Below are 22,625 nucleotides of genomic sequence, written 5' to 3'. Positions count from 1 at the left end.
CATGGCGGGCGAAGGCGCTGGTGGGCGGAGGCGCCGGGGGCGGGTGTCACTGACCGAGCGCGTCTATCTGGCGCTGCGGGACGACCTCGCGATCGGCACGCTCCAGCCCACCGAACGGCTGCGCGCCGAGCGGCTGGCCCAGCGGTACGGCGTCTCGCGCACCCCCGTGCGCGAGGCGCTGGCCCGGCTCCAGGCCGACGGGCTGATCCAGCGCCACACCGACGGCCTCTACCCCTACCGGCTGCGACTCGCGGAACTCGACGAGCTCTTCGAGTTGCGAACAGTCCTGGAAACGCGCGGCTTTCACCGGAGCCCCGCACACGACCTGTCCGCCGTGCGCGCCGAACTGGATCGCTGGCGCGGATACCGGGCCACCCCACCGGAGCCCGGCCCCGACCTGGTGGCCGCGGACGAGCGCTTCCACACCGAACTGCTTCTCGCGGCGGGCAATTCAGCCCTCGCCGAGGCACTGACCGCGGTCCACCTGCGGGTGCGCCCGGTCCGCACCACGGACGTGGCGAACGCCGAACGGATCGCCGTGATGACCGCCGATCACATCGCCATCGCCGAACACCTGCTCGCCGGGGACCCCGAGCGGGCGCTGCGCACCCTCACCGCGCACCTGGACTCCTCCCGCGCGCACGTCCGGGTCCGCGCGGAGCAGGCCATCGCCTTCACCAAACTCGGTCGCGCCGTGCGGGATTGATCAGCACTGGGTCTGGAACGGGAAGCACTCGACCTGGCGCTGGGTCGTTGGCACGATGACGCGGGTGGTCGTGGTGGTCTCGGTGGTGGAACGCGGGGTCGGCGCGTCCCGCAGCAGGGCCTGGCCGACCACGAGGAACACCACGAACACGCCGAGCAGGGCGGCGGCGAACACGACAGGGCCGACCAGTTTCCCGCGCCGCGACGGCTCGGCCGGTGGCGGCGCCGCGACCGGTTCGGTGAACCTGCGCGGCTGCGCCGGGACGGGCGCGCGGGCGGGGCGGTTGCCGTCGAATCCGTCCTCGGCGAGTTCGGCCTTCGACGGCGCCAGCTCGGCGACCCCCAGCGCGGTGCAGGTGTTGAGCACCCGGTCGATGGTCCATTCGCGCGGGCCCGCGGAGAATCCCTCCAGGTAGACCCGCAGTTCGTGCGCGTCGACGGTGTTGGCGACCAGCACGTCGAGCCCGGGCCGCAGGGCCGTGCGCGCCGGACGCACCACCACGCCCCGATACGGCACGAGCACCACCGCGCCGCTGACGTGCCTGCTGTCCTGCAGTGCCTGCTCCAGCGCCACCCGCACCGCGTGCACGCCGTGTTCGACCTGGTCGGTGAGCCCGGCCGCCGGATCGCCGGCCAGTTCCAGCGGATTGTCGCTGATCGTCCACGCTCCCCCGGCCAGCGAGAGCAGTCCGCTCTGCCGCCGCCGGAACCCCTTCACCTCGATGACCGTGATCCCCCGCGGTGTCACCACCACCGCCCCGAGCCGCCGATCACCCACCCGGCAATCGACCAGCGCGAGCCCCGTGCTCGGATACGCGCGCAGGCAATCGACGAACTCGCGCTCGGCACCGGTGAGCTCCGGCCCCGGCCTGATCCGAACCAGCATGTGCTTGTGTTCCCCTACCAGTGCTGCGTCCTCACACCGCCGCTGCGCGCTGCGGTACCCACCGATCATGACGCCCCAGCGGTGCGAAAACCACTGGAAACCAAGAAAACCGGCACGACTGCGGCAGTCCGCTCCGAAATTCGATACCGGCGAGTACGCTCCGACGCATGGAGTCCGCGGGCCGACCACGTATTTCACCGGGACGCTTCGGCGAGCTCGGGCCGATCAACTGGGTTGTCTGGCAGGTGCTCTCCCGCGCGTCCGGCACCGCCGACGCACAGCTTTTCAGCACACTCGGCCGCACGGGCGGACTGTTCCGCGGCTGGCTGCATTTCTCCGGCAAGCTCATGCCCGGCGGACGGCTGCCGCGCACCGAGGCCGAGCTGGTGATCCTGCGCGTCGCGCACCTGCGCGAGTGCGGCTACGAGACCGATCACCATCGCCGTCTCGGCCGCAAGGCCGGGCTCACCGGGGTGGAGATCGACCGGGTCGGCGCCGGGCCCGCGGCCGAGGGCTGGACGCCGCGCCAGCGCGCCCTGCTCACCGTCACCGATCAGCTCGTGCGCACCAGGGACGTCGACGACGCGGCCTGGGCCGAACTCGCGGCGCATTTCGACGAGCGGCTGCTGATCGAGATCGTGCTGCTCATCAACCAGTACGAGGGCCTGGCCGCCACCATCACCACCCTGCGCGTGGACCGCGACACTTTTCAGTGACGTAGGTCATAGAGCGGAACCGGCGTTCTCGCGCCATCGTTTAGAGCGTACAAAGTACGGAGTTAACGCCAGCGAGGAGACCGCATGCAGATCACCGGCTCAGCCATTTCGCTCAATGTCGCCGACCCGACGGCCTCGGCACAGTTCCTCGTCGACCATCTCGGCTTCACCGAGCAGATGGCCGCCGACGGATTCGTCTCCCTGGCCAGGCCGGACGCCGGAATGAACGTCATCTTCCTGCGCACCGGCCTCGGCACCTTCAAACCGGCGCGCATCGCGGGCAGCGCGGGCGACGGCACGCTCGTGGTGTTCACGGTCGACGACATCGACACCGAGTACGAGCGCCTGCGCGCCGCCGGAGTCCCGATCGAGACCGAGATCGAGACCGAGGAGTGGGGCGAGCGCTACTTCCAGATGACCGACCCGAACGGAATCGTCATCCAGCTCGTCCAGTGGGTGTGATCAGCGGCGCGCGATCCGCAGGGCCGCGACGATCAGCGGGATCTGCAGCGGCAGGCGCGCCAGCACACCGGCCTTGAACAGGCCCGGCGACTTCGGGTTCTTGACGACGTCGACCGCCATCTGGATGTTCGCCGGGAACACCCCGACGAACAGCGCCGCCGCCAGCCACCCGCCGAGACGGCGGGTGCGCGGCACGGCCAGCGCCGTCGCCACGCCGAGCTCGGCGACCCCGGACCCGTAGGTGTAGGTCCGCGGGTCGCCGGGCAGCTGCGGCGGCACGATGCCGTCGAACGGCTTGGGCGCGACGAAGTGCAGAGCGCCCATCACGAACAGCAGCCCACTCAGGTAGGAGTGCGCGCGTCGGCGGGGAGTTTCGGAAGCCACACCCGAACTCTGCCACACCGCCGGCCGACGACCCACCCCGAACTCAGCCCAGAATCGCGCGGAACGCCTCGGCGGGCGGGGTCACCGGGCGGCCGATGAGCTTGGCCAGGTCGCCGGTGCGCACCTCGAGCAGGCCCTCGGCGATGCCGGAATCGGCGTCGGCCAGCGCGGCCGCCACCGGCTCCGGCAGGCCGGCCCGGCCGAGGACGGCGGCGTAGTCGGCTTCGGCCAGGTTCTCGTAGCGCACCGGCTTGCCGGTGACCTCGGCGAGCACCGCGGCGATGCCGGCGCCGGTGAGCGCGTCGTCGCCGCCGAGCTCGTAGACCCGGCCCGCATGGCCGTCGGTGGTGAGCACGGCGGCGGCCGCCGCGGCGTAGTCGGCGCGCGGGGCGCCGGAGACCTTGCCGTCGGCCGAGGCGCCCGCCAGCACGCCGGTCTCGACGGCGTGCGCCGCGCCCTCCGCGTAGTTCTCCCAGTACCAGCTGTTGCGCAGCAGGACCGTCGGGACCGTCGCGGTGGCGAGCACCTCTTCGGTGCCGCGGTGTTCGCCCGCCAGGATCATCCGATTGTCCTGTGCCGCCGGGATGCTGGTGTAGGCGAGCAGTTCGACGCCCGCGCGCTCGGCGGCCCGGATGACATTCGTGTGCTGGGCGACCCGGGCGCCGAACTCGTTGCCCGAGATCAGCAGCACCCGGTCGACACCCGCGAGCGCGGCGTCGAGCGCGGCCGGGTCGTCGTAGGAGGCCTGGCGCACCAGCGCGCCCCGTTCGGCCAGGTCGGCCACCTTGGCGGGATCGCGCACGATCGCCACCGGCCGCTCACCGGCCGTCAGCAGGGCCTCGACGACGAGCCTGCCCAGTTGTCCACTCGCTCCGGTCACCGCGACGGTCATGATTTCTTCCTCCAGGGTCCGTACCGATTTTCTAGCACTAACTATTCGTAAGCACTATGCATTCCGTAGGCACTCTGGTCAAGGGGGGTACGATCGGCAGCATGAACACGCGGCCACCGTCGACCGACGACGATCAGGCGCTGGAAGCCGACGTCTTCGCACGGAACTGCACCTCGCGACCGGTCCTGCAGAACGTCGCCAGCCGCTGGGGCGTGCTCGCGCTGGTGGCGCTGCGGGAGGGGCCGTACCGGTTCAGCGCGCTCCGCAGGCGCGTCGACGGCGTGAGCGAGCGCATGCTGTCGCAGACCCTGCAGACGCTCGAACGCGACGGCATGGTCCATCGCGAGGTCCTCGAAGCCATCCCGCCGCGCGTGGAATACACGCTGACCGAGCTCGGCGCCCAGGTGGCCGAGCGCCTGGAATCACTGATCGTGGTGCTGGAAACCAACATGGACACCGTCCGCGCGGCCCAGGCGAGTTACCACCGCGCGGCCACACCGACGACCTGACAGCAGCGGATCGGGGAGGTTGGGCGCCGTCGGCGCGCGTCGGCTACTTCGTGCGTTTCAGCAGGTCGGAGACGGTGGTGAACTGGTAGCCCTCGGCGCGCAGGCCGGTGACGATGGCGGGCAAGGCAGCGGCGGATTCGCTGCCGTGCATCACGTGCAGCAGGACGATCGAGCCCGGCCGGGTCTGGGCGAGGGTGTCGGCGACGATGGCGTCGCGGGTGGCGCCGCCCGCGGAATCCGGCTCGACGTCCCACATGACGGTGGTGCGGTCGTGCTCGGAGAGATAGCGCGGCAGCGACCACAGCTTCTTGCCGTAGGGCGGGCGAAAGGTGATCTCGCCCTGGTAGCCGGTGCGGCGGATCTCGGCGTCGGTGCGTTCGACCTCTTCGCGCGCGGTGTCACCGGAGATCAGCACCATGCGGCGGTGGGTGTAGGTGTGATTGCCGATCTCGTGTCCGGCGGCCGCGATCGCCGCGCCGTGCTCCGGGCGGGCGGCCAGATCGTCACCGATCAGATAGAAGGTGCCGGTGACCCGCAATTCGGCGAGCATGCGCAGGATCTCGGGGGTGCGTTCGGTGGGGCCGTCGTCGAAGGTGAGCGCCACGAGTTTCTCGTCGGTGTCCACCCGGTCGACGAGCGTGCCCGCCAGCTGATAGGTCCGCGAATTCATCAGGACATACAGCCCGGCGGCCACTGCCAGCACTGTCGCGAGGACAGCGGCCCCGCCGATCAACCACTTGCGCACACGGTGATTCCTACACGATCACCTGGGTGATGTCGCCCGGGTTCAGGTAATCGAAGAATCGGTGCGCGCCGTCCTCGGTCATCCGCACACAACCGTGCGACTGCGAGTTCACCGGGCCGACGTGGAATGCCATATCACCATTGAAGAAGGTGGCCCAGCGCATCGGCGCGTCGTGCATCGTGCTCCAGTGGAATTCCCGCTTGAAGGAAATCCTGGTCACCGCGGGCGGGGTCTCGTATCCGGGCATACCGTGCGAGATCGGGGTAGGGCCGAAGATCACGCGGCCGTTGTCGACCAGCCACGCCTCGTTCGTCGACAGCCGCATGCACGCCCTGGCCTCGACCACGGGGCACGGCGAGGCCGTCGGCACGATCGAACCGACGCCGGGAACGTCGGGGCCACCGGGGAAAAGGGGTTCGGCCATCGCCGGGGCCATGGTGCCGAATCCGGCCACCGCCACCAGCGCCGTCACGCGTGCTGCCCAACCGAGAATCCGCTTCACAGGTTCGCTGCCTCTCAACCGTGCCCGCCGCCGCGAGCATTCGGGCGAGGGGACCATCTCATGGAACACAAACATGTCGAACACGAGCCAGAACTGTCACCAGAGGTGCCAACGCATCATCTGTCACACAAACGCAATTCACCAAATCACCGCCCGGAATTTTGCCGAAAAGAAATAGACGCAATTCCGGCCCCGGACACGACCGAGGGGCGGTCGCCCGGCGACCGCCCCTCGTGTCCGTGTGGAATCAGAAGTTGATCATGTGGCCGGCGAGGCCGTGGATCGCTTCCTGGAGTGCCTCCGACAGAGTCGGGTGGGTGTGCACGTTGCGGGCCAGCTCGTTGACCGTGAGGTCCCACTTCTGGGCCAGGGTCAGCTCCGGCAGCAGCTCGGAGACGTCGGGACCGATGAGATGGCCGCCGAGCAGTTCGCCGTGGGTGTTGTCGGAGATCAGCTTCACGAAGCCGGTGGGGTCGGCCAGGCCGTGCGCCTTGCCGTTGGCCGTGAACGGGAAGGTCGCGACCTTCACGTCGTAGCCCTCGTCGCGGGCCTGCTGCTCGGTGAGGCCGAAGCTGGCGACCTGCGGCTGACAGAAGGTGGCGCGCGGCATCATCCGGTAGTCGCCCAGCGGCATGGTCTCCGCGCCGCCGATCGTCTCGGCGGCGACGACGCCCTGCGCCTCGGCCACGTGCGCCAGCTGCAGCTTGGCGGTGACGTCACCGATCGCGTAGATGTGCGGCACGTTGGTGCGCATGTAGTCGTCGATCGCGATGGCGCCGCGGTCGGTGAGCGCGACACCGGTGTTCTCCAGGCCGTAGCCGTCGACGCGGGGCGCGAAGCCGACGGCCTGCAGCACCTTGTCGACGGTGACGGTCTCGACCGCACCGGACTTGTTGTCCTTGATCTGGACGGTGACCTTGGAGCCGTCGTCGTCGATCGTCTGCACGGCGGCACCGGTGGTGATGGTGATGCCGAGCTTCTTGTACTGCTTGGTGATCTCCTTGGAGACGTCGACGTCCTCGTTCGGCAGCGCGCGGTCGAGGAACTCCACGATCCGCACGTCCACGCCGTAGTTCTTGAGGACGTAGGCGAACTCCATGCCGATGGCGCCCGCGCCGACGATGAGGATCGAGCCGGGCAGGTCGCGGGTGAGGATCTGCTCCTCGTAGGTCACCACATTGGCCGAGAGCTGGGTGTTCGGCAGCAGCTTGGTGGTGGTGCCCGTGGCGATGATGACGTTGTCGAACGTGATCGACTCGGTGCCGCCCTTGGTGAGGGCCACATCGAGGGCGTTCGGGCCGGTGAAGGTGCCGAGACCGTCGAACTCGTCGATCTTGTTCTTCTTCATCAGGAAGTGCACGCCCTTGACGCGCCCGTCGGCCACCTTGCGGCTGCGATCGAAGGCGGCGCCGAAGTCGAAGCTGACCTCACCGGAGATGCCGAAGGTCTTGGCCTCCTTGTGGAAGATATGGGCCAGCTCGGCGTTGCGCAGCAGTGCCTTGGACGGGATGCAGCCCACGTTCAGGCACACGCCACCCCAGTATTTCTGCTCGACAATCGCTGTTCGCAGGCCGAGTTGAGCGGCGCGGATCGCGGCGACGTATCCGCCGGGACCAGCGCCGAGAACGACGACATCGTAGTGGGAAGTCACGACCCCGAGCCTAACTCTGTTTCGGGGAGTTCACCCACCCGTCCCCCACATAGGTGAGGCCGTCCGCGGCCCGCGCGACGGGTGCCGCCGAAGTGACCGATCGGTAGTGTCTCCAAGGGTGAGCGCCCGCCGAGACCCACCGCGCGCACGGGTCCTGCCGAAGCACCCGATCGTGAGCGAGCGGGAGCCCGGTGCGGCAGTCGACGACCACGGCGGTCGAGGCACTGCGGAGCCCGGCGCGGTCGGGCGCGGGGAGCCGGGCCTCGGCCGACGACTCGACGGCACCGTCTCGGTCCAGCTGATGCGGCTGCTGGTGCGCGCCGCACACGATGCCGGGGTCGATCCGGCACAGCTCGCGCGCGTGCCCGGCACCGACGCGGTGGTGCTCGGTGGCGAGCTGAACCGGTTGCCGATGCGCTCGCTGCTGACGCTGTGGGAGTTGATCGCGCAGGCGCGGCCCGGCGCGGGTTCGGGGGCAGCGATCGCCGCCGCCGCGCCGCTGGGCACGCTCGACACCTGGGACTATCTCGTCACCACCGGCGCGTCGCTGGCGGACTCGCTGCGCGCGGCACAGCCGTATCACCGGCTGGTGACCGCGGCCGCCGAGGGCTTCGACCTGTCCGGCGAGAGCGATCTGACCATCGGCTACCGCACCACGGCCGACGATCCTGCCGTCGCGTCGGTGGTCAACGAGTACGTGCTCGCCTATTACCTGCGCCGCGCCCGCGAGGCCACCGGACGCCCGCTGGTGCCCACGCGGGTCACATTCGGGCACCCCGCGCCCGCCGACCGCAGCGGCCTGATCGCCGTATTCGGTACCGACAGCATCGAATTCGACGCCGCCGCCGATGCCATCACCTTCCACGCCGACGACGCCCGCGCCCCGCTCCCCCGCGCCGACCCCGTGCTGGCCAAGCTGATGCACAGCCACGCGGAGTTGGTCCTCGCCTCCGCGCGCCCGGTCGCCGACCCGCTCGACCCCTTCCGCCTCGCGCTGACCGCCGCCGTCGACGCGGGCGACCCGGCCCTGGCCCGCGTGGCCAAGACGTTGACGATGAGCGAGCGCACCTTGCAACGCCACCTCGCCGAGCACGGCACGACGTGGCGCGCGGAGCTCGACGCCATCCGCTACGAACGCGCGAAAGACCTGCTCGCCCAGGGCCACAGCACCTCGACCATCGCGCACCGCCTGGCCTTCACCGACGACCGCGCCCTGCGCAAGGCCTTCCACCGCTGGACCGGCACCCCACCCACCGCGGCCCGCGGCTAGTACCCGGTAGCGCACGACCGCGCTCCGGCCGGCCTCGGCGCGGCCGACCACACGACGAGCAGGCGGTTTTCAACGGTTCGCGCGGCTGCCCGGGTCCTCGGCTCGGGGCGGCTGGCGTGACTCGGCGGGGCGCAGAGTCGTGCCGATCTCGTCGGCGAGCAGGAGGCCGGCCAGGCCGTGGGCGTGCTTCTCGCGGCGCACGAGGGAGATGATGTTGACGCTGAACGCGTCACGCACCGGCCGGAACACCAGGCGGCCGTCGCGCAGTTCCTCGGCGATGTCGAATTCGCTGAGGAAGGCGATGGCCTCGCCGGACATCGCGAGCCGTTTCATCGTCTCGATCGAATTGGTGTGGAACGCCGGCTGGATATCGAGACCGGCCTTGGTGAAGGCCTCGGCCACGATTCCGTGGATCACCATGGAGCGATCGGCGAAGATCAGCGGAAACGGCGTGCACTGGGTGAGCGGAACAGTCTCCATCGACGCGAGCGGATGATGCGGGGCGACAACGACTCCGAGCCGGGTGTTCATCTGCCAGCACACCTCGAGTTGTGTCGAGGACGGGATATTGAAGCCGAGCCCGAGATCGGCCTCGCTGTTCTCGATCGCGGCGACGATATCGAGGGTCGACATGGTGCGAATCGAAATCCGCACCTGGGGATGCCTGGCCCGGAACGTCGACGCCGCGGTGGCGACGACGCTGCTGGCCAGCCCGGTCATGGTGGCGATGACGACCTCGCCGCTGCCGAGCGCGCGCAGATCACGGATGTCGGACACCGTCTCCCGGTACTGCCGCAGCGTCTGGCGGATGTGCGCGACCAGCGCCTCACCGGCCGGGGTCAGGCGCATGCCCCGCGGCAGCCGTTCGAACAGCGGCTGGTCGAGCTCGGCCTCGAGCAGCAGGATCTGCCGGTTGATGGCCGACGGCGCGACATGCAGCCGGGCACCCGCGGCGCGGATGGACCCGAGGCGGGCCACCTCGTCGATGTACTGCAGCAATCGTGAATGGAGCACCGCGCCACCTCCTCGGCAGAGTGTACGCAAATTGCGCACGCCTCGTACGAAAACGAATGCTTGTGGGCAACGGTGCGGATCGCGTCCAATCGATACACGCTCAGCGACAGCGCATATCGAGATGAGGACCGCAATGCCCGCACAGAATTCGACGACCGGCACCACCGAGGTTTCCGCCCAGGACGAGCACGTCCGCACGATCTTCGCCATCCTGGAAGGCGAGCAGGAAGCCGACCTGCTGCTGCGCAATCTGCACATTCTCGATGTGCACAGCGAAAACGTTTATCCGGGAACACTGCTGGTGCACAACGAGCGCATCATCGCGCTGAGCCCGGAGGAATCCATCGTGCGCTACCGCGAATCTTTCGACGGTGGCGGGCTTTACGCGATTCCGGGCCTCATCGACGCGCATCTGCACTTCGAATCCCAGCTCGCGCACCCCGCGGCCTTCGGCGAGGCGATCGTGCCGAGCGGCACCACCACCGTCTTCGGCGAAACCCTCGATTTCGCCAGCGCGGCGGGCGCGGAGGCCGTCGACGCCGCGCGGGCGCTGTTCGCCGATCACCACAAACTGCCGTACCGGCTCTACGCCTTCGCTCCCGGCAAGAAGTCCGCGCCCGAGGTCACCGAGGCGATGCTCGGCATGGACCCGGTGATCGGTCTCGGCGAACTCGCGCACCTGTCCTACATGACCGGCAATGCCGACGATTTCCGCAAATCCGCGCTCGGCCGCGCCAACGCGGGATTCGTGAACTGCCACTGGGGTGTCACCTCGCTGTCGGACATGCTGCTGAATTACATGCCGGCGATCGGCGTCGACAACAACCACGACGTCTGGAACGAAGCCGACATCGAGAAGAGCATCCGGTACGGGCTGAACACCCAGATCAAATTCGGTGTCGGCAGTCCCGAGGTGATCCGAACGATGTTGCGCGCCATCGTGAAACGACGCTGGCCCGCCGAGAACTTCCAGCTCTGCGCCGACAACATCTCGGTGGACCGGGTGTTGCGGCAGGGCCACATCGACTGGGTGATCTCCCTGGCCGTCGAGATGGGCATGCCGCCGATCCAGGCGATCAAGATGGGCACCCTCTACGCCGCGCGGTCGTTCCACAAGGACCGCGACCTCGGCTCGCTGAGCCCCGGCCGCTTCGCCGACATCGTGCTCACCGACAGTCTCTCGAAGATCAACCCGCGCTATGTCTTCAAGGGCGGCAAGCTGGTTGCCAAGGATCGGCGGCTGCTCGAGCCGGTCGGCATCGACTATTCGGTGCTGGCCAAGCAGCCCCGCCCCGGCCTCGGTGACCTGCGGCCCGCACAGCTCGACCTCACCCCGCTCGAGATCTCCACCGACGGCACCCGGGCCAAGGTGCTGCTCTTCGACGTGTACGGGCGCGGCCATCTCAAGTTCGCGCAGGAGGTGTGGGTGCCGTTCCGGGACGGCGCGGTGATCCCCGAGCTCGACGGGGTGCGGCTCAACCGCATCTCGGTCGTGCAGCGCTACGCCGACGGGGCGCGGCACACGGTGAACGGGCTGTTCAAGGGCGTCTCGATCGATCGCGGCGCGGTGTCCACCTTCTGGCCCGCGCCCTCGGCCTACTTCGTGGTCGTCGGCTCCGACAGTGCCGAGATGTGCGCCGCCCTGCGCGAACTCGACGGCCTCGTCGGCGGCTGTGTGGTCACCGAGGACGGCGAGGTGAGAGCGGCTCTGCCGCTGGATTTCTACGGCGTGATGGCCGATATGGACCTGGCCGAGCTCGTCGAGGCGACGCGTTCGATCGACGACGCCCTGGCGAAGCTGGGCCATCACAACGAAGGCGAGCCCGTCGTCAACAAATTGCTGACGCTGTTCATCTCGCTCGACCGCTTCGGCTTCATGAAATAGCCTCGGCTACCCAGAACAAGGGATCCACCATTATGCAGCACGACAAGAACGCGGCAGTCATCGACAACGGAAACAAGGTGCGCCGCTGGATCACCTACGTCGCCGGGATCTACATCCTCACCCTCGGCCTCAGCCTGGCCATCAGGGCGGGCATCGGGATCTCCCCGCAGAGCAGCCTCACCCGCACGATGACGCTGGTGTTCACCCCGCTCAGTCAGGGCAATTACAACCTCATTCTCGAGGTCATCATGCTCGGCCTGACCTTTCTGGTCCGGCCCAAGGCATTCAAGGCGAGCTATTTCCTCTCGATGATCCCGGCGCTGGTCCTGGCTCTGCTGCTGGACTTCAACCTGTGGGTCACCGACTGGATCCACCTGGAGCCGTACGCGGCCAACCTGGTGTTGCTGGTCTTCGCCGACGCGATGCTGGCACTCGGATTGTTCCTGATGATCCGCGCGAACCTGATCCTGATGCCGATCGATCTGTTCGTGAACACGATCCAGCAGAAGACCGGGCGCAAGTGGGGCAACATCAAGACGGTGTTCGACTGCACGCTGCTCGCGCTGTCGGCCTGCATCGGGCTGTTCTTCCTCGGCGCACCGCATTTCATTCGCGAGGGCACGATCATCAACGCGATCCTCGTCGGGCAGTACGTGAAGGGGTACTTCTTCCTGTACGAGAAGTTCCTGGCGCGTAGGCGCCCGGCGCAGCCGGTGCCCGTCGCCGACTAGTTCGCGGCACTGCCGCCCGGTCCTGTCGTGCATGGACCGGGCGGTGGCGTGCGCGGACCTGGGAACGCGCTCGCGGCGGCCATAACGTGGTGATCACCGGCGAAAACACCGGTTGACCTCGAAAGAAGGCGTGACCATGGCCATCACCACCCTGCCCACCCAGACCCGCGAGATCCACCTGGCCGCGCGCCCGGACGGCGCCCCCGTCGCCACCGATTTCGCCCTGGTCGAGCGCGCGCTGCCCGAGCTCGCCGAGGGGCAGATCCTGGTGCGCAACACCTGGATGTCGGTCGATCCGTACATGCGCGGCCGGATGGACGACAAGGAGTCCTACATCCCACCGTTCGAACTCGGTGCGGCACTGGACGGTTCGGCGATCGGTGAGGTGATCGCCTCACGCGCCGCACAGATCCCTGTCGGCAGCACGGTCTCCCACTTCGCCGGCTGGCGTGAGCACGCGGTCGTCGACGCCGCCACCGCCACGCCGATCGACCCGGAACTGGCTGCCCCGCACCATTTCCTGGGCGCGCTCGGCACCACCGGCCTGACCGCCTACGCAGCGCTCACCGAGATCGCGCCGGTCCGCCCCGGCGACACCGTGTTCGTGTCGGCGGCCGCGGGTGCGGTCGGCAGCGTGGCCGGTCAGCTGGCCAAGGCGCTGGGCGCGAAACGCGTGATCGGCTCGGCGGGTGGGCCGGTGAAGACGCGAAAGCTGCTCGACGAGTTCGGTTTCGACGCTGCCGTCGACTACCGCGCCGGCGATCTCGGCGGGCAGCTCGCGGCCGCCGCGCCCGAGGGCATCGACGTGTACCTCGACAGCGTCGGCGGCGAACACCTGAAGGTGGCGATCGAGACGATGAACCCACAGGGCCGGATCGCCCTGGTCGGCGCGATCAGCGGCTACAACGGCGCGACCGCGCAGCAGACCCCCGACCTCTACCTCGCCGCGACAAAAGAACTCACTCTGCGCGGCATGCTCGTGACGAGCTACTTCCCGCTCTTCGGCGAGTACATCGCCAAGGCCGCCGCTTGGCTCACCGACGGCACCCTGCGCACCACCGAGACGGTCTACGAGGGCCTCGACCAGGCCCCCGCCGCCTTCCTCGGTGTCCTCACCGGCGCCAACACGGGCAAGATGCTGGTCCGCCTGGCCTGAACTGCTCCCGCAGGCGGCGGCTCGGGGATCGCGCCCGGCGGGACGAATCCGCCGATTCCGTCCGGACGAGCCGGCTACCCGGTGCGGCGGGCGCGGCGCAGGGCCAGTGCCCCGAGGACGGCGGCGATCGCGCCGACCAGGATGGCGACGAACGCGCCGCCGAGTCCGTTGCCGGTACCGAGACCGCCGTCGGCGGTGACCGCGACGACGACGCCGACAGCCAGGGCGAGCAGGCCCGCGACCAGCGCGACGGTGGCGCGGCCCGCGCTACCCGCGCGAGCCAGGGCGAGGCCGCCGATGACCACCCCGGCGAGGCCGAGGACGGCAGCCGAGGAGGCGCCGAGCCGGCCCGCGCTCAGGTCGTAGACGTCGGCGGCGATGGGGGTGGCGGTCGAGACCGACGCGGCGGTGACGGGTTCCGTGAGGGCGAGGAGGCGCAGTGTCATGGCTTGCTCCTAGATCGGAGGACTTGGCGCTTTCGATCATCGGCGCGAACACCGCGCGGGACATCGTGCGCCGGTGGACAATTCGCGCTGACACGGCGGCAGTAGCCGGTACTCCGGGCGCGGTAGGACGAGGCCAGGTACCGCGCTCGTGGTAGTCGGCGGATCATCCCGGTGCGGGATTCGGCCACGCGCCGAGCGGGATACTGTGCACAGATGAGCAGGGCACGGATCACCGACTGGGTGATCGCCGTCGGCGTGGCGGCGGTCCTGCTGGTCACCGGGCTCGGCCGGGAGCACATCGGGCCCGGCTGGCTCGGCTACGCACTGCTCGTGGCCGGGGGCCTTGCCCTGGCCGCGCGACGGCGGGCGCCGGTCGCGGTCCTGGTGGTCACCGGGCTGTGCGCGGTGGGTTACCAGGCACTCGGCTTCGACGTGCCCGTCATCGCGTTCCTGTTCGCGGTGTACTTCGCGGTCCGGGCCGGACATCACCTGGTCGTCGTCCTGGCCGCGGTGGCACTCATCGCCGCGCTCCCGCTCGCCGCGCTGGTCACCCTGGACGACACCGGGGCGGCGCTGGCGCGCGGCCGCGACGCGCTCGAACTCGCCTGGCTGATCGCGGCGGGCGCGGCCGGGGAGGCGCTGCGGCAGGCCGAACGGCGGGCCGACGAGGCCGAGCGCACCAGGGAGGAGGTCGCGCGGCGCCGCGCCGACGAGGAACGCCTGCACATCGCCAGGGAACTGCACGATTCGCTCACCCATCAGATCTCGGTGATCAAGGTGCAGTCCGAGGCTGCCGTGCACGTCGCGCGCAGGCGGGGCGAGGAGGTGCCGCCCGCACTGCTGGCGATCCGGGAGGCGGGGCGCGAGGCCGCCCGCGATCTGCGGGCGACACTGGCCGCCCTGCGCGACGACGAGGCGCCACGCCCCGGCCTCGCGCACGTGGCCGACCTGGTGGACAAGGCCGCCGCCGCGGGCATCCACACCACACTGACCATCGAGGGCGACCGCGCCGATGTGCCCGCCGCGGTGAGCCGGACCGTCTACCGCATCGTGCAGGAATCGCTCACCAATATCGCCAGGCACGCCGGCGCCGCCACCGCGACGGTGCGCATCGACTGCGGGCGCGACGCCCTCGTCGTCGACGTCGAGGACGACGGCACGGCCACCGCAGGCGCGGCGCCGGCTCCCGGCGTCGGCCTGCTCGGCATGCGCGAACGGGTCACCGCGCTCGGCGGCCACCTGCGCGCCGCGCCGCGCGCCGCGGGCGGATTCGCGGTGCATGCCGAATTACCGCTGGAGCGAACATGATTCGGGTGCTCCTCGTCGACGATCAACCGCTCATCCGCAGCGGGTTCCGCGCCCTGCTCGACATCGAGGACGACATCGAGGTGGTCGCCGAGGCCGCCGACGGTCGCGCCGGTGTGGAACTGGCGCGGCGGCATCGGCCCGACATCGCGCTGGTCGACATCCAGATGCCCGTTCTCGACGGCATCGAGGCGACCCGCCGCATCGCCGCCGACCCCGAACTCGCCGACGTGCACGTCGTCATCCTGACCAACTACGGCCTGGACGAGTACGTCTTCGACGCGCTGCGCGCCGGTGCGGCGGGATTCCTGGTCAAGGACATCGAGGCCGAGGACTTCCTGCACGCCATCCGGGTCGCGGCCCGCGGTGACGCCCTGCTCGCGCCGTCGATCACCCGCCGCCTGATCACCCGCTTCGTCACCCAGCCGCCCGCGCGGGCGCCGGGTCCCGGGCTCGACGAGCTGACCACGCGGGAACGCGAGGCCGTCGCCCTCGCCGCGCGAGGCCTGTCCAACGACGAGATCGCCGCGCGGATGGTGATCAGCCCGCACACGGCCAAGACCCACCTCAACCGGGCCATGACCAAGCTGCACGCCCGCGACCGGGCGCAGCTGGTCGTCTTCGCCTACGAATCGGGCCTGGTCACGCCCGGCTGAACGGGCTACGCACGCCAGACCTGGCCCGCCGCCCTGGCGAAGTTGCCGCCGAAGATCGCGGCGCGTTCGTCGGGGGTGAACCCGCGCTCGGCGAGCAGGTCGTCCAGGCCGGGCACGTCGGATTCGCCGAGGAAGTCCTCCGGCGGTGTCCAGTGCAGTGGACCCCACTTGGTGTAGGACTCCGAGAACGCGCCGGGATTGGCCCGGATCTCCTCGTTGAACTCGTCGCCGTCGAACGAGTAGTCCGAGCTCACACCGATGTGCTCGATGCCGACCAGGTCGACGCCGTAGCGGATGTGGTCGGCCATGGCCGCGACGCGTTCGGCGCGCGCGGCAGGCTCGTTGTGCCCCAGGAAGATTCCGACGCCGTTGACGCCGATCACGCCACCCGTCGCGGCGCAGGCGCGGGCCTGCTCGTCGGTGATGTTGCGCGGATGGTCCCACAGCGCGGCGAAATTCGAGTGGCTGTAGATCATTGGGGCGCCGGTGTGGGTGGCGATGTCGAGACCGGTGCGCCGGGAGCAGTGCGAGCCGTCGGCGAACATGCCGACCTCGTTCAGCTTGCGCACCAGGTCTTTTCCGTAGCCGGTGAGCCCGGTGTCGTCGGTGTCGAGGCAGCCGCAGCCCGCGCGGTTGGCGTGGTTGTAGGTGGGCAGCAGCGAGCGCACGCCGAGGTCGTAGAACAGTTCGACATTGTCGAGGTCGCCGTCGAGCGGGGCGGAGTCCTCCAGGTCGAAGGCCAGCGAGATCACCTCCGGCGCACCGATATCCGTCGTCGCGGCGACGAGCCGGAAGCGCGGGTCGGCGGCCGCGTCGGCGCGGAAGCGGTGCAGCAGGGCCAGCGAATCCGCCTTGGTCTGCGCCGAATACCCGACATTGACCGACAGGTACGAGCCGAGCGGATACCGGGCGAGCTCGTCGATCCGCGCGGTGTGATGCAACGGCAGGCAGCAGTGCTGCTCCCACAGGAACGGCGCCATGGTCACCTCCGGTCATTGTTCGTGACCTGCGATCCTACGTTTCGCGGCCCGACCGGAACCGCAGCGACGCTAACGCTGCGCGCACGGCGCCCGATTACTCAGTACCTTCCTCCCACTGCCAGTAAGGCGGTGCGACATGCGTCGCTTCCTCATCCTCCTCACCACGATCGCGGCCTGCGCGGGCCTGTGGACGATCCCCGCCGCGGCCGCCCCGTCCTCCTGCGAGCTCACCTGGGGGTCGCTCGACGAGAAGGACCCGACCTACTCCAGGGCCACCGTCACCGACGTGCGCGCCGGACGCCACGACTGCTTCGACCGGCTGGTCGTCGACCTCGCCGGTGCGCCCGCCGGGTATCTGGTCCGCTATGTCGACACTGTCACCGAGGACGGCTCGGGGAAGCCTGTCGCGCTGCGCGGCGGCGCGTTCCTGCAGGTGACGGTCAACGCCCCGGCCTACGACGATGCGGGCGCCATGACCTTCCGGCCATCCGACCGCACCGAACTCGTCGATGTCACCGGCTACCGGACCTTCCGCCAGGTCGCCTGGGCGGTCTCGTTCGAAGGTCAGTCCAGCCTCGGCCTCGGCGTCCGCGCCCGCCTGCCGTTCCGGGTGTTCACCCTCGACAGCCCGTCCCGCGTGGTCGTCGACGTGGCGCACCACTGGTGAGCCGTCACCAGCCCCGCCGCTGCGGCCGCGAACCGACCAGCTCGCCGTCCCTGGCGCTGTCGCGGGCGCGGTAGACGATGTAGGGCCGGAACTGGAACTCGGGCGCGCGCCGATCGAGGCCGGAGCGATCTCCGGCCGGAGGGAGCCCACCGGTCGTTCGCCCGCATCGGCAACAATGTGGGGATGAGCGGCGTTGAGCAGAACGTGACCGATCCCTATCTCTGGCTCGAGGACGTGACCGCCGAGGCGGCGCTGGACTGGGCGCGCGCCCGCAATGACGTGGTGCGGCGCCGGTTCGCGACGACCGACCGGTTCACCGACCTGGAGCGGCGCATCCTCGCGATGCTCGACGACGACACCAAGATCGCCTACCCGGGGCGGCGCGGGCAGTGGCTCTACAACTTCTGGCGCGACGCCGAGCATCCGCGCGGGCTGTGGCGGCGGACCACGTTCGAGTCCTACGCCACCGACGACCCCGAGTGGGATGTGCTGATCGACGTCGACGCCCTCGCCGAGGCCGATGGCGAGAACTGGGTGTGGTCCGGGGCCGCGGTGCTGCGGCCCTCGCAGGAACGCGCGATCATCCATCTCTCGCGCGGCGGCGCCGATGCCACCGTGGAGCGCGAATTCGACATGACCACACGGCGATTCATCGCGCCCGAGGACGGCGGGTTCTTCCTGCCTGAGGCGAAGTCGCGCATCGGGTGGATCGACGCCGACACCGTCTACGTCGGCACCGATTTCGGGCCGGGCTCGCTCACCGACTCCGGATACCCGCGCATCGCCAAGCGCTGGCGGCGCGGCACCGAGCTCGCCGCCGCGGAGACCGTGTTCGAGGGCAAGCCGAGCGACGTCTCGATCGGCGCAGGCTACGACCGCCACCCCGGCTTCGAGCGGCACTACCTGCATCGCTCGACGGACTTCTACAACTCCGAGGTCTCCCTGCTCGACAACGGCGAGTGGCGCCTGCTCGAGACACCCACCGACGCCGATGTCGACTGGTATCGCGACTGGCTGCTGGTGCGCCTGAAGACCGAGTGGACACCGGCACAGACCACCTTCGCGCCCGGCAGCCTGCTCGTCACCGACATCAACGACTTCCTCGCCGGCGGGCGGGAATTCGAGGTGCTGTTCGCTCCCGACCCACACACCTCGCTGGAGTCGTGGGGCTGGACCGAGAACCACCTGATCCTCACCACCCTGCGCGATGTCCAGACCGGGCTGCGCGTGCTCACCCCCGGCCCGGACGGCTGGACGAGCAGCGAACTCGCCGACTCCCCCGCCATGTCGAGCACCTCGGTGAACAACCTGGACCCGCTCGAGGGCGGTGACGAATTCATGCTCACCACCACGGGTTTCACCACCCCGACGACCCTGCTCAGCAGTGCGATCGGCGAGTCGGCCACGATCCTCAAGCAGGCGCCCGGCTATTTCGACGCCGAAGGCATCGAGGCCGAGCAGTTCTTCGCCACCTCGGACGACGGAACGGCCGTGCCCTACTTCGTGATCCGGCACCGCGACCGGCGCGGCACGCCGGGACCGACGATCATGGACGGCTACGGCGGGTTCGAGATCTCCCGCACCCCGGCGTATCTGGGTGCGGCGGGCATGGCCTGGCTGGAGAAGGGCGGCACCTTCGTGATGGCCAACATCCGCGGCGGCGGTGAATACGGGCCCGAATGGCACACGGCCGCACTGAAAGAGCATCGGCACCGGGCGTTCGAGGATTTCGCCGCCGTCGCGCGGGACCTGGTCGACCGCGGGATCACCACGCCGGACCGGCTCGGCGCCAAGGGCGGCAGCAACGGCGGGCTGCTGATGGGCGTGATGCTCACCCGCTACCCGGAACTGTTCGGCGCGATCGTCTGCCAGGTGCCGCTGCTGGACATGCGGCGCTACCACCTGCTGCTGGCCGGCGCGTCCTGGGTCGCGGAGTACGGCGATCCGGACAAGCCGGAGGAGTGGGCCTACATCAGCGAGTACTCGCCGTATCAGAACACCGATCCCGGTCGGCAGTACCCGCCGATCCTGCTCGCCACCTCCACCCGTGACGACCGGGTGCACCCCGGGCACGCGCGCAAGATGGCGGCGCTGCTGGAATCGGAGAACCGCACCGTCTGGTACTACGAGAACATCGAAGGCGGGCACGGCGGCGCGGCCGACAACAAGCAGGCCGCGCACTTGTCGGCGCTGGTCTACGAGTTCTTCACGCAGATGCTGATGGAGGGCCGCCGCTCGGCGTAGCCGCTCAGCGGTCGCGCAGCCACTTCTCGACCGCGTCGACGCTGGTGTCGGGGTTGGTGATCCAGCCGTTGTGCCCGAGGGCCTCCGGCTGGAACCACCTGGTCACCTGCGCGGCGGGCAGCTTGCCGAGCAGGTGATCGGCCGAGGACTGCGGCGCGAGCTCGTCGCCGGCGATGGTGATCGACAGGACCGGGAACTTCAGTCGCGAGATCCGTTCCTCGTAGTCGATGTCCGCGCCGACCGGCACGAAGCGCCCGGTCCTTGCCAGGCGGGCCCAGTCGGACATGAGCACCTTGGACTGCCTGCCGAACGCGCGGCGGCCGAGCATGTCGCCCGGCCAGAACCCGGCCAGGTTGGAGGCGACAGCCACCGCCGCCGTGCCGACCAGCACGCCCGGCGCGAGCACGCCCCGGTAGCCGCGGAAATACGGTGTGCCGGAGGCGATCAGGATGAGCCCCGCGATCCGGCCGCGCGCCCGTGCCGCGTACATCACCGAGAGCTGGCCGCCCATGCTGTGACCGAGCAGGTAGGGCGTGCTGCCGGGGAACCGGTCACGCACCGCCTGGAGCATGGCGGGGAAGTCGACCGAGGCCAATTCGTGGTAGCCGTAGGCGCTCTCGGCGCCGGGGCGGTGGGTGCTGTCGCCGTTGCCGCGCAGTTCGCCGATGGCCACGTCGAAGCCGCGCTGGGCCAGGCGGTCGCCGAAGTACTCGTAGAACTCACCGGGCACGGCGAGGCCGGGCACGATCACGACCACGGGCCGCGGCGCGTCCGGGGTGACGGTATGGCGATGCGGGCCGCGGGCGGGGATCAGCCGCACCGGCAGGGTCGTGCCGTCGGGGACCTGGATCGGGACGAGCTCGACCCGGGGCATCAGGCCCCTACCGCACCGAGGATCACCCGGCTCAGCACCTGGATCACATCGTCGAGCGGCGGCCGCGGGTCCGAGCCGCTCCAGCCGTCGACCACGTAGTTCACCGCGCCGATGATCGCGAGCACCCGCAATTCGTAGTCGCCCGCGGGGATCTCGCCGTGCATGGCCGCGTCCTCGGCGGCGCTGGCCAGTAGCGAGCCCCACACCCGGCGCAGTTCGAGCCGGTACTTCTCCACCTTGGGGCCGGCGCCGACGACCTCGACCAGGGCCACCCGCGCCTTACGCGGATCGGTGCCGATGGTCTCGACGTAGGCGCGCACGGCCGCGTCGATCGACTCGAGCACGGTGGCGTCGGACTTCGCCTCGAGGGCGGTGGCGACCGCTTCGCGCGATTGCCGATCGATCTGCTCGTACAGTTCCAACAGCAGCGATTCGCGGCCGGTGAACTCCTCGTAGAACTGCCGAGACGAGAGCCCGGCGTCCTTGCAGATGGCACCGACCGAACTGTTGGCGTACCCGTCGCGCGCGAAGACCGTCAGGCCTGACTCCAGAAAACGCGCACGCCGCTGGCGTTGCCGGTCCTCTACGGGCTGCCCGGCATACATTCGTCCCGTATTCGCATCCTGTGACATTGTCGCTGACAATACCGAAGGGCCCGATCCCCTCGTCATGGATCGGGCCCTTCGGCTGCCCTCCCGGCTTACCGCGCGTTAGCCGAAAGTTGGCTGGTGTCTGCTCAGTTGCCCGAGGTCTGCGCCGAGCCGGTGCTCATCGAGCTGCTGAGCAAGCCGAGCAGCAGGCTCAGGATGCCGCCGTCGCCACTGCTGCCACTGTTGTTTTCGGTGATGTAGTAAAGCATGGTGCAACTCCAGTTGATGCTTGTGACGTTACCGTCACTGGCCATTTGCCATCTCGGACGATACTCAGCCATAAAGTGAAGCGAGGTCGTTTTAAAGGAATTTCCTAGAACTTTCTTGCCGCTTGTGCGGCCCGGACACGGGTTGGCAGGATGGCGGCCACATGACAACGATCGATATCGCGTACGACAGCCTCGACGGACTGTCGGTCGGGGACGCATTGGGCGCACAGTTCTTCGTTCCGGGCCGCTCCGTGCCGGAACTTCTGGCGGGCCGCCCACCCGCCGGTCCGTGGGAATGGACCGACGACACCGAGATGGCCTGCTCGGTGCTGAGCGAGTTACGCACGCGCGGCCGGATCGATCCGACAGCGCTGGCCGCCGTCTTCGCCGACCGCTGCGAGCCCTACCGCGGCTACAGCGGTGGCACAGTCGCTCTGCTGCACCAGATCCGCGACGGCAGGCCGTGGGCGGAGGCCGCCGCGGCCCTGTTCGACGGGCGCGGCTCGTGGGGCAACGGCGCCGCGATGCGCGTGGCGCCACTCGGCGCGTTCTTCGCCGGCGAGCTCGACCGTGCGGCGGCGGAGGCAGCGGCGTCGGCCGAGGTGACGCACGCGCACCCGGAGGCGATCGTCGGGGCGATGGTCGTCGCCGTCGCGGCGAGCCACGCGGCGGATTCGCGCGGGCGCGCCTGTGCGCCAGGGGAACTGTTCGACGTCGTAGAGCCCTATCTGATCGACGGACGGACCGCGCGCGGCATTCGGCGGGCCCGGACCCTGCTGGGACGGTCGGTGGCCGAGGCCGCCTACGAACTCGGCAACGGCGCGCAGGTCAGTGCGCAGGACACGGTCCCGTTCACCCTGTGGGCGGCGGCGAGCTTTCTCGACGACTATCCGCGCGCGATCACCGCGTGCGTCGAGGCCGGTGGCGACGCCGACACCACGGCCGCCATCGTCGGCGGGATCGTGGCGGCCCGCACCGGGACCGGCGACGGCGGTGTGCCGCGCGCATGGCTCACGGCGCGCGAGGAGTTGCCGACCTGGGCGATCGGAGGTTGACGGGAGGATGAAATCCGACCCTGGGGGGAGG

The 22,625-nt window shown here is 69.6% G+C and carries 25 protein-coding genes and 1 pseudogene; 13 read left to right on the top strand and 13 right to left on the bottom strand.

Translation table 11 applies throughout. The features are described from left to right. The first annotated feature begins 1 nt into the window (after position 1). Positions 2 to 706, top strand: a complete 705-nt coding sequence (locus AB0H56_RS01035) for a GntR family transcriptional regulator (protein WP_357155971.1) — start codon at positions 2 to 4, stop codon at positions 704 to 706. Here AB0H56_RS01035 and AB0H56_RS01030 read toward each other — a convergent pair whose 3' ends face one another. Further along, complete coding sequence (locus tag AB0H56_RS01030) at positions 707 to 1,591, bottom strand: NERD domain-containing protein (protein WP_357155970.1); 885 nt, start codon at positions 1,589 to 1,591, stop codon at positions 707 to 709. It abuts the gene before it with no gap. A gap of 167 nt (positions 1,592 to 1,758) precedes the next feature. Between AB0H56_RS01030 and AB0H56_RS01025 the strand changes: the two genes are divergently transcribed. Both AB0H56_RS01025 and AB0H56_RS01020 read left to right on the top strand, forming a co-directional pair. Beyond that, positions 1,759 to 2,307, top strand: coding sequence for a carboxymuconolactone decarboxylase family protein (locus AB0H56_RS01025; RefSeq protein ID WP_357155968.1), 549 nt, complete (start codon positions 1,759 to 1,761; stop codon positions 2,305 to 2,307). A gap of 84 nt (positions 2,308 to 2,391) precedes the next feature. Continuing rightward, entirely contained in the window at positions 2,392 to 2,769 is a 378-nt protein-coding gene (locus tag AB0H56_RS01020) for a VOC family protein (RefSeq protein WP_357155967.1), read from the top strand. Here the strand turns inward: AB0H56_RS01020 and AB0H56_RS01015 are convergent, their stop codons facing one another. Further along, a complete protein-coding gene (locus tag AB0H56_RS01015) occupies positions 2,770 to 3,093 on the bottom strand; it encodes a hypothetical protein (RefSeq protein ID WP_233001596.1) in 324 nt (107 codons plus the stop codon). A 103-nt stretch (positions 3,094 to 3,196) separates the two neighbouring features. Further along, a complete protein-coding gene (locus tag AB0H56_RS01010) occupies positions 3,197 to 4,045 on the bottom strand; it encodes an SDR family oxidoreductase (RefSeq protein WP_357155965.1) in 849 nt (282 codons plus the stop codon). 101 nt (positions 4,046 to 4,146) lie between these two features. Here AB0H56_RS01010 and AB0H56_RS01005 point away from each other — a divergent pair, with 101 nt between their 5' ends. Continuing rightward, positions 4,147 to 4,554, top strand: a complete 408-nt coding sequence (locus tag AB0H56_RS01005; RefSeq protein WP_357155964.1) for a helix-turn-helix domain-containing protein — start codon at positions 4,147 to 4,149, stop codon at positions 4,552 to 4,554. Between the two features lie 43 nt (positions 4,555 to 4,597). On the opposite strand, the gene AB0H56_RS01000 is transcribed toward AB0H56_RS01005, so the two are convergent. From AB0H56_RS01000 to lpdA, 3 genes are all read right to left on the bottom strand, one after another. Then, positions 4,598 to 5,299 carry a polysaccharide deacetylase family protein gene (locus AB0H56_RS01000; protein ID WP_357155963.1) on the bottom strand — a complete coding sequence of 234 codons (702 nt, stop codon included), beginning with the start codon at positions 5,297 to 5,299 and terminating at the stop codon, positions 4,598 to 4,600. Positions 5,300 to 5,309: 10 nt separating this feature from the next. After that, a complete protein-coding gene (locus tag AB0H56_RS00995; RefSeq protein WP_357155961.1) occupies positions 5,310 to 5,771 on the bottom strand; it encodes a L,D-transpeptidase in 462 nt (153 codons plus the stop codon). Positions 5,772 to 6,048: 277 nt separating this feature from the next. Continuing rightward, a complete protein-coding gene (gene lpdA / locus AB0H56_RS00990) occupies positions 6,049 to 7,452 on the bottom strand; it encodes a dihydrolipoyl dehydrogenase (RefSeq protein WP_357155960.1) in 1,404 nt (467 codons plus the stop codon). Positions 7,453 to 7,624: 172 nt separating this feature from the next. Here lpdA and AB0H56_RS00985 point away from each other — a divergent pair, with 172 nt between their 5' ends. Beyond that, a complete protein-coding gene (locus tag AB0H56_RS00985; protein ID WP_357155959.1) occupies positions 7,625 to 8,722 on the top strand; it encodes an AraC family transcriptional regulator ligand-binding domain-containing protein in 1,098 nt (365 codons plus the stop codon). A gap of 69 nt (positions 8,723 to 8,791) precedes the next feature. Here the strand turns inward: AB0H56_RS00985 and AB0H56_RS00980 are convergent, their stop codons facing one another. Then, entirely contained in the window at positions 8,792 to 9,736 is a 945-nt protein-coding gene (locus tag AB0H56_RS00980; RefSeq protein WP_357155957.1) for a LysR family transcriptional regulator, read from the bottom strand. A gap of 133 nt (positions 9,737 to 9,869) precedes the next feature. Between AB0H56_RS00980 and AB0H56_RS00975 the strand changes: the two genes are divergently transcribed. From AB0H56_RS00975 to AB0H56_RS00965, 3 genes are all read left to right on the top strand, one after another. After that, complete coding sequence (locus tag AB0H56_RS00975) at positions 9,870 to 11,621, top strand: adenine deaminase C-terminal domain-containing protein (RefSeq protein ID WP_357155956.1); 1,752 nt, start codon at positions 9,870 to 9,872, stop codon at positions 11,619 to 11,621. Positions 11,622 to 11,653: 32 nt separating this feature from the next. Continuing rightward, positions 11,654 to 12,352 carry a DUF6198 family protein gene (locus AB0H56_RS00970; protein WP_357155954.1) on the top strand — a complete coding sequence of 233 codons (699 nt, stop codon included), beginning with the start codon at positions 11,654 to 11,656 and terminating at the stop codon, positions 12,350 to 12,352. Positions 12,353 to 12,488: 136 nt separating this feature from the next. Further along, positions 12,489 to 13,508 carry an NADP-dependent oxidoreductase gene (locus AB0H56_RS00965; protein ID WP_357155953.1) on the top strand — a complete coding sequence of 340 codons (1,020 nt, stop codon included), beginning with the start codon at positions 12,489 to 12,491 and terminating at the stop codon, positions 13,506 to 13,508. Between the two features lie 74 nt (positions 13,509 to 13,582). Here the strand turns inward: AB0H56_RS00965 and AB0H56_RS00960 are convergent, their stop codons facing one another. After that, a complete protein-coding gene (locus AB0H56_RS00960) occupies positions 13,583 to 13,954 on the bottom strand; it encodes a DUF6223 family protein (protein WP_357155952.1) in 372 nt (123 codons plus the stop codon). Positions 13,955 to 14,167: 213 nt separating this feature from the next. Here AB0H56_RS00960 and AB0H56_RS00955 point away from each other — a divergent pair, with 213 nt between their 5' ends. Continuing rightward, complete coding sequence (locus tag AB0H56_RS00955; RefSeq protein ID WP_357155950.1) at positions 14,168 to 15,262, top strand: histidine kinase; 1,095 nt, start codon at positions 14,168 to 14,170, stop codon at positions 15,260 to 15,262. Continuing rightward, a complete protein-coding gene (locus AB0H56_RS00950) occupies positions 15,259 to 15,915 on the top strand; it encodes a response regulator transcription factor (RefSeq protein ID WP_357155949.1) in 657 nt (218 codons plus the stop codon). Before AB0H56_RS00955 ends, AB0H56_RS00950 begins: the two co-directional genes overlap by 4 nt. Before the next feature lie 5 nt (positions 15,916 to 15,920). On the opposite strand, the gene AB0H56_RS00945 is transcribed toward AB0H56_RS00950, so the two are convergent. Then, a complete protein-coding gene (locus tag AB0H56_RS00945) occupies positions 15,921 to 16,895 on the bottom strand; it encodes a membrane dipeptidase (RefSeq protein WP_357157776.1) in 975 nt (324 codons plus the stop codon). A gap of 136 nt (positions 16,896 to 17,031) precedes the next feature. Between AB0H56_RS00945 and AB0H56_RS00940 the strand changes: the two genes are divergently transcribed. Then, on the top strand, positions 17,032 to 17,562 hold the full coding sequence (locus tag AB0H56_RS00940; protein ID WP_357155948.1) for a hypothetical protein: 531 nt from the start codon (positions 17,032 to 17,034) through the stop codon (positions 17,560 to 17,562). 4 nt (positions 17,563 to 17,566) lie between these two features. On the opposite strand, the pseudogene AB0H56_RS00935 reads toward AB0H56_RS00940, so the two are convergent. Then, positions 17,567 to 17,659: pseudogene (locus AB0H56_RS00935) on the bottom strand (respiratory nitrate reductase subunit gamma); the annotation flags it as partial. An 86-nt stretch (positions 17,660 to 17,745) separates the two neighbouring features. On the opposite strand from AB0H56_RS00935, the gene AB0H56_RS00930 reads away from it, so the two are divergent. Next, positions 17,746 to 19,806, top strand: coding sequence for a prolyl oligopeptidase family serine peptidase (locus AB0H56_RS00930; RefSeq protein ID WP_357155946.1), 2,061 nt, complete (start codon positions 17,746 to 17,748; stop codon positions 19,804 to 19,806). A gap of 4 nt (positions 19,807 to 19,810) precedes the next feature. Here AB0H56_RS00930 and AB0H56_RS00925 read toward each other — a convergent pair whose 3' ends face one another. The 3 genes from AB0H56_RS00925 to AB0H56_RS00915 all read right to left on the bottom strand — a co-directional run bounded on the left by AB0H56_RS00925 (position 19,811) and on the right by AB0H56_RS00915 (position 21,539). After that, the gene (locus tag AB0H56_RS00925; protein ID WP_357155945.1) at positions 19,811 to 20,680 is read right to left on the bottom strand and encodes an alpha/beta fold hydrolase; all 870 of its coding nucleotides are present in this window, start codon (positions 20,678 to 20,680) and stop codon (positions 19,811 to 19,813) included. Then, complete coding sequence (locus AB0H56_RS00920; protein ID WP_110039087.1) at positions 20,680 to 21,285, bottom strand: TetR/AcrR family transcriptional regulator; 606 nt, start codon at positions 21,283 to 21,285, stop codon at positions 20,680 to 20,682. The genes AB0H56_RS00925 and AB0H56_RS00920 overlap by 1 nt, the downstream gene beginning before the upstream one ends. Positions 21,286 to 21,416: 131 nt before the next feature. Further along, on the bottom strand, positions 21,417 to 21,539 hold the full coding sequence (locus tag AB0H56_RS00915) for a hypothetical protein (RefSeq protein ID WP_261774368.1): 123 nt from the start codon (positions 21,537 to 21,539) through the stop codon (positions 21,417 to 21,419). A 161-nt stretch (positions 21,540 to 21,700) separates the two neighbouring features. Here AB0H56_RS00915 and AB0H56_RS00910 point away from each other — a divergent pair, with 161 nt between their 5' ends. Then, positions 21,701 to 22,594: an ADP-ribosylglycohydrolase family protein gene (locus AB0H56_RS00910; protein WP_357155943.1), complete on the top strand. Its 894-nt coding sequence runs from the start codon at positions 21,701 to 21,703 to the stop codon at positions 22,592 to 22,594. Positions 22,595 to 22,625: the final 31 nt, after the last annotated feature.

The organism is Nocardia sp. NPDC050717 (genome assembly GCF_040654275.1).
Taxonomy (GTDB): Bacteria; Actinomycetota; Actinomycetes; order Mycobacteriales; family Mycobacteriaceae; genus Nocardia.
This window is presented reverse-complemented; position numbering and strand designations above follow the sequence as displayed.